Source organism: Candidatus Hodarchaeum mangrovi, assembly GCF_975850365.1.
On sequence record NZ_CDLCQJ010000037.1, the window covers coordinates 1 to 9358 of the forward strand.

Sequence of the window (9358 nt, forward strand, 5' to 3'; positions counted from 1 at the left end):
CACTATTAGCCTACGCTGGTCAACATTATGGCCAAATGTTAGAAGATGTAGGAAGTATCAGCAGAATAATGCAGCGTCGGAATCTAGGTTATTCATTCCCAATGGAGTTTACACAGGCGTGTGAAGTGTTAGAATACTATTTGAACATTCTTATCCAAAGTAAAATCCATGCGGACGTCACAGTTGAAATAATCGATGATGAATCAGCTAAATTTAAAATTTGGGAAAGTGCCGCTACATCAGGAATAGATTTATCCACAGTAGACCTTTCAGCATTATTTCCAGGAGTAGAAAAACCTCCAAAAGTGACCGCATTAGATGATTTTCTCTCTGGGTTTATAAATGGACGTTTGGATCTTTTAGTTGAGGATGATGTTAGTGTTCGCGAAATCAATTGCCAAGCAAATGGGCATCCATATTGTGAATTCCTTGCAGAATTAGATTAATATCAATAAATACCAATTAATTGTTATTTCTTTAAAATTCTGGATAGAAGAATAGAAGAACAAATACCACCCAGAAATCCAAAAAAATGTGCTATAACATTTGTATCATTACCAATGGTTATTAAGAAAAAAATTATCAGAAGATAAATAATTTTTCTCCGTTCATATTTTGATTTTTTTGGAATTGAGTAAAAAATAGCCCCTAATAGGGCAAATACGGCTCCTGATGCTCCTAAGGAGATAAAATCAATAGAAAAAAAGAGCCAGAAAATAGATGCACAATTACCAATAAATCCCCCAATTATGAATGTAATTATAACTTCCCAGCTGGATTTTATCTCCTCAAGCCTTATTCCAAAAATTATTAGAAAAAGAATATTCGATAATAAGTGAACTATATTTGCATGGATTAACATAGCAGTTATCAATCGAAAGAGCTCCCCTTGAAATATTAAGTTATTATTTTGTCCATACTTGGAAATAAAGCTAGGAGACTGAATAAATAAATTAAAAGGAAAGAAAATCATCCCTATTAAATATATAGATATTAAAACAAAGACTAATAGTAATGTTCCTATAAATGAAGGAACTTTATAGGAAAATCTATCAAAATAGGAGTATTTCTTCATATTATCACTCTATCCTTGGTTAATTGTCCTTTATATAAGGTTATTAAAGATAATACAGTTATGATAAACAGCCCAAGTAAAGCTGTCCCCGCTGAAATATAGATTAAGGGATTAAGAGGATCGGTTTTCCAAAACTTATTCATCCATAATAAGGTCCATACTATTTCCCCAATATAAAATAATATTAGGCCAAAAGAGATTCCCAGTATTGAATATAGATTTTTGCGGAATTCTATTAATACAAAAAGATTGATAGACAAGAAGGGGAATAAGAATGGTAGATAATGAGGATACAAAATCCTATTAGTTAATAAAAATAATGCAACAAATGGAAATACTGCATAAATCACTTTTGAATAATCTGTAAAGGTAATGGTTCGATAAAGTAACACGAAACATATTCCAAGGGCTAATAATTGAATGATAAAAGGGATTACAGTTTTTGAAAGTTCTTGGAAAAACAGATTGTAGAAAGACATGTTATTATCTAGTCGTGTGGTATGAACAAGAAATACATCGTAAATGTATTCTTTTGGTGTGAGTATAAGAAAGGGTAAAGACCCCAAAAGAAAAGTTGAGGCTGAAGTAAATCCTATTTTAACAACTCCTTTATCTTTTTCATGAAACATATATAAAATCAGAGGTATAATGTAAATTATTGTAGTTGGTTTTACTAAGAGACTTAATCCAAAGAAAAACCCACTTTTGAGATACTTTTTACTTTTAAAAAATAAAAATCCTAAAATGACCCAAAATAACATAAAATGTTCATGATATCCACCAAATATTACTCCCAAGGTTGATGGATTAAGTAGAAACCAATTCATTCCCCAAAGGGCAATTTTTTGCCTATTTGGAGAATCTCTAAGTATGTCCTTTAAAGTATAATAAACAAAAATCCCAATACTAATGCTAAAAGGAAGTAAAAATAGCTTAATAAGTTGCCATGAGACATTGTTTACTCCGATTAATACAATATAAAATGCAAGTGTATAAAGATAAAGAGGAGGATATTGAGGATTGGGGAGTAATCTATCATTAAATATTATATATCCTATATCTCTGTATAAAAGTCTCCCTTGAGCAATTAACTTAGCTGCTTCAAATTGTAAAACAAAATCAACTGGATTATAATAAATTAATCCTATAAAAAGATGAATAAAAATATTTACAACTATAGAGATATAGAAGTATTTATTTTCCCGTCTTAATAACTCTTTTACAAGATAACTATTACGCATAAAGGGAAATATTCCTTTCATTGCTAGATAAAATCTCCCAATTTGATGTTCAAGAGAGAAATATTGTATTTCTAAAATTTTTTCAAGAATTAATTCCAATGAAATTTAAAGATGTCATAAATTAAACTAATAAATTGAAGAAACTATAGCTAGTGAAAGAAATTTGTAATTCGCTGTAATTGTAATCCTAAGCTTTAAATGAATAAATTTGAATGCATGATTTGCTGAGGAAATCCCATTGCCAAAGAAAAAGCCCTCCTGCCCTCAAATGGCCTTTTTTATTGTCAATCATGGAATTCCTACAGTGAGCTTAGGTTTTCCTAGTGAACAGTCATCTTTGTTATTTGGAGGAATCTTAACTGCTATTACCCAATTAACGGAATCAGAGACAGGAATGGGCCAATTGGATGATATTCAAGCCCAAAATGGTCGGATATATCTCCAAAACATGGGACAAGATTCATTAGTAGGTTTTTTCGTTTGGAGTAAAACTGGTTTTCCACAGCAGATTAATCGTCAAATGAAAGTACTTGCCGGTGTTTTAGGTTCACGTTATCTATCTGAGTACTTATTCAATCCTGTTTTTCAAGAGATATTATTAATTGGTGCTTTACCTGAAAAATTTCAAGTATACTTAAGCTTTCAATCTATTTTTACTTGGCGTAAACAAATGAAAGAATCACCATTCAGATTAACAAATACACTTGAAGAGGAACTAGCCAAAATTGACGGAAGGCTATTTAATGATTTAGGATTGACCTTATCAGATTTAACATTTCCTGAAAAAATAGAAAATTCCATAGATCGTGCTGTTTGGTGGGCATTAGGATCTGCATTGAAGACTGACGTCTCTCCTCTAATAACAGCGAAAAATATAGACCAAATAATTCAGAATTTGAGATTCCGCATTAAAAAATTAATGGTACACGAAATAAAAGCTAGAGGACCTGCTCGTTTACTCAAAGATAGTCTTCGTGAGGTTAAATTTGAATGGCCACGATAGAAAGTATTACTGCGGGTAAATTACTTCTTGAATTTTTACGAAATTATAACGATGAACCATTTGGTGAGCAAGCACTTGTTATTACTAAACAGTTACTTGACATCGCATTTCCAGAAAAGTCACAACTCGATAAGTTAGATTTAACTGAATTGGAATCCTTATTAGCTGAAGCTGAAATTGAATCAAAAGTTCGAAAAACACCATTTTTCAATTCTTTAATAAAATTTGTCCAATCCAATCCTCCATCTACTATTCGGAATAAACAACCTAGTCTTCTTCAGAAAGAATTAATCCAACTTATTGAGTCTGATAAAGAATTTCCAAGTTTTGAAATTTCTAGAGCAACTTATGATCTTTCAGGTAATCCAGAATCAGCTTCTTTTGCTAGAACTCAACTTGAAGGTGCTCTAATAAGCACAACAGCATCATTATTCTGTTTTTTATTAATTGAAGAAGAAGGAAAGTCTGGAAAATTCTTTCATGATTTGGATCACAACATCCACGTAATTGCAAAACAAATGCATCGTGTTACTACATTAATTCGCTTTCTCAAAGAATTGAATCAATACTCCTGGAATTACACCCCTATTATTGGATGTTTACCATCCTTGGAAGAATTGAAGACTAAAGATATATGTAAATACCTTGAAGATAATTTTCAAACCTATCTTGAAAAATTTCAAGAAAAAATTTTGAATAATTTTCAAAAAAATTACAAAGAACATATTTTAATGATGATTGACTCTTCCTATGAAGAAATGACAAAAAATAGAGACAAATTACCAATTGATACTGATGAAGAGACTCTTCCTAATCTCCAGAAATTGAAATTAAAAACAATTAATGAATTGCAAAAAATTGAACAGAAATTAAAAAATGGAAAAAATATCAGTTCTAAGGAATTTGAATCAATCAAAAATTCTTTTTTGAAAAATTGTGAAAAAATTGAAAGATCAATTGAAAAAGAACTATCAAATTTTAATAGTCTAGTTGTGAGTAAGATAAATGAAGAACCTAAATGGCTTAAATATCACAAAAAAGGTGAAAATTGGGAATTACATTCTTCAGAAGAAATTATTAAGCTTCTTGACTCAAAACTAAAGATTTTAAATGCCTTTTCGATTGAAAAAAAAACTAAAGAAATAAAACAGGCAATTTCAATATTTGAGCAACTGGGTGGTATTCATTTTGCCATGGAAAATATAATTGCTCATGATTTTTATGAACGTTTACCATCTAGACTCCAAAAAACAATTGAATCACCAGCTAAACTAGTCAAGAACAAAGAAGTTAAGTATTTACAAGAAATCCGATATAATGAAGGATTGGAGGCTGTTCAAGCATATTTAATTCCTTATTCAGAAAAGATAATATCAAATCTCTTAACTATTGGATTAGAACACATCAAAAGTTTTTATATACTAGAATCTCCTCAAATTTCTATTGATGAAGAAAATATAAGATATCCTAAATATTTAGATTTATTAGACCTTCCTCGAGACTTTTTGGGAAATAAACCTCCGGAAACTTTCTTTGAAAGCGAAGATTTCACATTTCGTGTCCGTGAATCATCTTTTAACATTGGATTTAACTTAAACACCTTTGTTGGCAAAGGAAATGACTTATTTAGCTTATTAGTTTCCTCTGCTTCATTTGAAAATGCAGAAATTTATAAAAAAGCCACTAAGATTCTCGGAAAATTTACAGGATATGTTTATTCCACTGCATTAGGAAATATGAGGGTTTGTCCACCATCATTAAAAGCAGTGGATGATTTGTTCTTATGAATCAGTTTTCTCCATAAAGGTTTTTTATTGTAGCCCTCCAAATCATAAAGTCATCTGGAGATTCTGGAAAACTATTATATAAATCTCTGGCTTGACTCATCTTATTTAATACGGTTCTAAATTTCAATAATGTACCAAGAATTCTTCTTCCGCGCCATGCTCGTTGTAATAGTTTTAAAATCCCTTCTGATACTTGACCTGATGCATTTCCGTAGAGAAGTTCATCTCCTTCTACTATCTTTTTATGGAAGATATGATTGATAACCGAACTTGGTAAAGGAATGACAAAATCTTTCATTAATGCTAGGGGAGCGTTGACAGATGCAATTTTTGCCATAAATTCGACATTATATGGCCATAGACTTTTTATTGAAACGTCATCATACTCTAACGCATTAGTAATTGCTTTCCCGGCCATAGCTCCTGCTTGGATAGAAATTCCGATACCTCCACCATCTGTAGGCTTAACCTGAGTTCCAGCATCTCCAACAAGGACAAATCCATTCCAAACAAGATTATCTTGAGGTCGTCTAAGAGGAACTCGCCAAGCTCCTCCATGAATGACTTTTGAATTTCTATAGAGCTTTTCTTTTCGTTTTAAATATAAATTAAATTGTTGATGGGGATTTAATTGATTGATACGCATTACTCCTAGACCTGCATTCATAGAATTTGGACCTCGTGGAAACTCCCATAAATACCCTCCAGGACATAATTCCTGGTCAAATTTAATACGAATAAATCCAGGTGATTCGATCTCTGTTTCTAGATCACGAACTTCACGATAGCAATTACACACATCTTTGTCCTGTAGATTAATGTCCATAAAAGTCTTTTCGGGGTCTAATTTAGTACGTAAAACCGCTCCTATTCCAGATGCGTCTACAATAACCCTTGCTGTCATTTCATGTAGATTATTATCACTTCCTCTATATTTTACCCCAATAACTTGATCTTTTTGGATAATTGGTTCTTTAACCATAGAATTTTCATGAAATTCCGCCCCATAATTTATAGCGTCTTCAAGCATCCTCATCCCTAATTTAAATCGGTCGATCAAAACACCTGTTGTGTTTTCTTCGATTAATTCAAATTTTACTTTTTGATCTGGAGAAATTAACCATGCTCCTTTAACATATTGTCGTATTTCATCTCCATGTGGTGGTTTAATATTAATTACATCTTTAATTCGTCTAAAATGGTCTGTTGAAGTAGCATCCCCACACACCTTTATTCCAATTTTTTCTTTAGGTTTTCTATCCATGAGAGCAACTTTAAATCCTTTATTCGCTAATGCAGCACTTGTTACAGTCCCACCTGTTCCTGCTCCAACAACTATTATGTCATAATTAGTCATAAGGATCACCGATATTGTTTTTAATAATTATGAGAAGAATTTATTATAATGCTATAATTGTTTATTATAAGTAAATCCGAAATAATTTCTTAAAATTAGTCTGACTATTAAGTTATTTTGTCTAAGTTTCTAAATATACTAGATTGTGTCTGTTTACGTAGTTCCAATTCATGCTTAAGATAATCGATACTTTGTACGGTGTTAGGATCAACGTTATTCAGAATTGAAAGATAAATCGAGATATAATCTCCCATATAAGTTGCATAAATCAATTGATTAAGTAATTCTGATCCTTTAACATTCATTTCAACAATTTCTACTTTATTGCGAATCATTTCCTTAGATATTTCAAATCTGAGAGAGACATTAGGGTGTTCAGAGGGGAATCGTAGGATGAATATAATGAAAGGATTCTCTTCACTATAAGATTCCCATCCAACAATATGATTATGGTTAAACTCAGGAATCTCTTCAGAAAATGCCTGCATTTTCGAATTTTCATTAATTTGGCATTTTATTCTATTTCCAACGCATTTATAGGGAGACCAGATGACTGGAATTTTTTTATAGAGAGATTTAGCAATCGTTTTGGCAGGGTTATCAGAGGATGGAATATCTAGCTTACATTCTTCTCTAATTACCTTAATATTGTTCAGAATTTCTTTAATTACATTATTATCCAAATTATAAATATCAAAATCCCCTAAAATCTTTAAAAGCGGGAATAATAGAAGAGGAAAAGACGCACGCGGTTGCATACCTCCTGGAATTTTGAAATATGGAAGGTTATTCTTTGAAAAGAATTCAAGCAGCTTTCCTCCTGATGCTATACCAACAATCATAGTATTTTTTTGTAGGGCTTCAATCAAACAGGAAATTGTTTCCTCAGTATTACCTGAGTATGAAATAAGAATAGTTAAAGTTTGTTTATCAACAAATTCTGGAATTGAGTAATTTCTTCGTACTAAAATTGGGATATCAATTTTATTTTCTAAAAATGTCGTTAAATAGTCACCACTAACAGCAGATCCTCCCATTCCACAGATGAGAATATTTCTGACCTTATTTTGATAGTTGATAAGTTGATTTTGCATTTGGATTTGTTGAGGAATTTTAATATTCGTATTTAAAGCATCTTCAATGAAATCTGGCCATTTATACACAATATCTAACATTCCTTGGGGATCAAGACGTTTTATTAGCTTTATATTGTTCAGATCCATTATCCAAAACCTACGAAGGATTGTTTTGATAGAATAATACCTTGACTTTACATAATAGAATTATTTTATTTAGTTTAGATATTTTGTGAAGGATCTTGCGAGTGAAATAATAAACAAGTAAACTTCAGTTTTTCTTAATTTCTAGTAATCTTTTAGGATAATATCAAGATATTATTTACCTTATTTTTCTAGGTTTTTATTCATTGATTACATAATATGTTTATATTAGAAGATAGTCAATGGAATATATTTTACATTATTTGATCTTTGTCAAAAATTATTGTTCAGAGGATCATTTTATGGAACAAAATTACCTTCAAGTCGTTCAGTTTTTAGGTGAAAAAGGATATTTTGCTCGAACTGATGCTGAGAAGATTATACTGGAAGAATTAATTGAAAAAGGTTTTATTCAACGGAAAAAAGGAACAAAGAGTGTATATCAAATCACTACAGAGGGCCAAAATTATTTATCTCGAGAATTGAACCCTAATACCAAGATTACAGATGGTGAATTTCTAGAACTTATAAAAGCTGCTTATCATAGTTTACGAACTCCTATGAAACCCTTGGTTCGCATTCCTGAAGTTAAAAAAAAGTTAAATAATTTAAGAATACCAGATTCATATTTTAATTCTAAATTATTAAATTTACATGATAAGGGAGTTCTTACGCTCCATACTGCGTTATCTAAGAATTATGCAAAACAGGGAGGTATTGAATCTAACTCTGGGACTGGGATATATTATTATCTTATGTTTGAGGCGTAATAAAAATGACTCACGTTGCAAATCTAATGGTAGAAAATCCTTTTCATAATTTTACTGCTCGTGCAGACATCCCCGAGCTTTTTAACCTAAATCGACCCAATAAAGAAGCTCTTAATCAAGTCATCAGATTCCTTGATATTATTAGAAAGAAAAAAAGAGAGTCCGTAATTCTTCCAATAATTGCGGAGGCTGGTTTTGGTAAAACTCATTTTTATTGGGTTCTTCGTGAAACCATTAATGATGCATACGTAGTATATATTCCTGTTCCCAGTAATCCTAAGCGAATTTATTCCCATTTTTATTTTGAAACAGTAAAAGCTGGTGGAGCACCTCTTCTTGAATATATTGCAGATTTTTTGACAGGTAAATATTCAAAAGTAGAACATGCAGCAGTTGATTATTCTGGATTGGGAAATATTGTACTTGACGCTTTTTTCGCTTTAAAAAATCAAAAACAGTCTAAAATAGCATTGAAATGGTTAACTGGATTTGATTTAGATGAGGAAACAACCCAATTTAAACGTACAATTATGGATGATGAAGAACTTGCATTTGCTGCCCTTAAAATAATTTTAAAGATTATAGATAAGCCAATAATTTTCTTTGTTGATGAGCTTGAATCTTTATTTATTTCATTAGGACCAGAGGCCGAATTGCAATTTCTTGAGAATCTAAAAAAGATGTTCAATGAAGCCTCAAATTTTCTAATGTGTCTTTCGTGTTTAGCAACACTATGGGATAAGCTTCTAGATTTATCATCAAGTGCAGTTCAAGGCCGAATTGAACCTCCAGTTGTTTTAAAAAGGTTTACGAAAAAGGATATTGAACATTATTGTATTCATATGCTAGAAGAGTTCCATCATAAATTTGATGTCCACGCTTCTGAATCTAACAGTTTATGGCCA

9 protein-coding genes are annotated in these 9358 nt (G+C 31.2%); 5 read left to right on the plus strand and 4 right to left on the minus strand.

Features of this window, described 5'->3' with window-relative positions; all coding sequences use genetic code 11:
• A partial coding sequence (locus ACWVCY_RS04430) for a V4R domain-containing protein (protein ID WP_455140605.1) occupies positions 1–446 on the plus strand: 446 nt, incomplete at its 5' end.
• A 23-nt stretch (positions 447–469) separates the two neighbouring features.
• Here ACWVCY_RS04430 and ACWVCY_RS04435 read toward each other — a convergent pair.
• Positions 470–1075 (minus strand): rhomboid family intramembrane serine protease, encoded by a 606-nt coding sequence (locus ACWVCY_RS04435; protein WP_455140606.1) that lies wholly within the window; start codon positions 1073–1075, stop codon positions 470–472.
• Entirely contained in the window at positions 1072–2337 is a 1266-nt protein-coding gene (locus tag ACWVCY_RS04440) for a hypothetical protein (protein ID WP_455140608.1), read from the minus strand. Before ACWVCY_RS04440 ends, ACWVCY_RS04435 begins: the two co-directional genes overlap by 4 nt.
• A 217-nt stretch (positions 2338–2554) precedes the next feature.
• On the opposite strand from ACWVCY_RS04440, the gene ACWVCY_RS04445 reads away from it, so the two are divergent.
• On the plus strand, positions 2555–3319 hold the full coding sequence (locus ACWVCY_RS04445) for a hypothetical protein (RefSeq protein WP_455140610.1): 765 nt from the start codon (positions 2555–2557) through the stop codon (positions 3317–3319).
• Positions 3307–5106 (plus strand): hypothetical protein, encoded by a 1800-nt coding sequence (locus ACWVCY_RS04450; protein WP_455140611.1) that lies wholly within the window; start codon positions 3307–3309, stop codon positions 5104–5106. The genes ACWVCY_RS04445 and ACWVCY_RS04450 overlap by 13 nt, the downstream gene beginning before the upstream one ends.
• 1 nt (position 5107) lies before the next feature.
• Here the strand turns inward: ACWVCY_RS04450 and ACWVCY_RS04455 are convergent, their stop codons facing one another.
• Together ACWVCY_RS04455 and ACWVCY_RS04460 are read right to left on the minus strand one after the other, a co-directional pair.
• Entirely contained in the window at positions 5108–6463 is a 1356-nt protein-coding gene (locus ACWVCY_RS04455; protein WP_455140612.1) for a geranylgeranyl reductase family protein, read from the minus strand.
• Between the two features lie 107 nt (positions 6464–6570).
• Positions 6571–7686 (minus strand): bifunctional phosphoglucose/phosphomannose isomerase, encoded by a 1116-nt coding sequence (locus ACWVCY_RS04460; RefSeq protein WP_455140613.1) that lies wholly within the window; start codon positions 7684–7686, stop codon positions 6571–6573.
• A gap of 299 nt (positions 7687–7985) precedes the next feature.
• Between ACWVCY_RS04460 and ACWVCY_RS04465 the strand changes: the two genes are divergently transcribed.
• Together ACWVCY_RS04465 and ACWVCY_RS04470 are read left to right on the plus strand one after the other, a co-directional pair.
• Complete coding sequence (locus ACWVCY_RS04465) at positions 7986–8453, plus strand: hypothetical protein (RefSeq protein ID WP_455140614.1); 468 nt, start codon at positions 7986–7988, stop codon at positions 8451–8453.
• Between the two features lie 5 nt (positions 8454–8458).
• A partial coding sequence (locus ACWVCY_RS04470) for a hypothetical protein (RefSeq protein WP_455140616.1) occupies positions 8459–9358 on the plus strand: 900 nt, incomplete at its 3' end.

Excerpts from the sequence above, each read along its gene's own strand:
- ACWVCY_RS04435 (WP_455140606.1), bottom strand. The coding sequence starts at position 1,075 with ATGAAGAAATACTCCTATTTTGATAGATTTTCCTATAAAGTTCCTTCA.
- ACWVCY_RS04440 (WP_455140608.1), bottom strand. The coding sequence starts at position 2,337 with ATGAAAGGAATATTTCCCTTTATGCGTAATAGTTATCTTGTAAAAGAG.
- ACWVCY_RS04450 (WP_455140611.1), top strand. The coding sequence starts at position 3,307 with ATGGCCACGATAGAAAGTATTACTGCGGGTAAATTACTTCTTGAATTT.
- ACWVCY_RS04455 (WP_455140612.1), bottom strand. The coding sequence starts at position 6,463 with ATGACTAATTATGACATAATAGTTGTTGGAGCAGGAACAGGTGGGACT.
- ACWVCY_RS04460 (WP_455140613.1), bottom strand. The coding sequence starts at position 7,686 with ATGGATCTGAACAATATAAAGCTAATAAAACGTCTTGATCCCCAAGGA.
- ACWVCY_RS04465 (WP_455140614.1), top strand. The coding sequence starts at position 7,986 with ATGGAACAAAATTACCTTCAAGTCGTTCAGTTTTTAGGTGAAAAAGGA.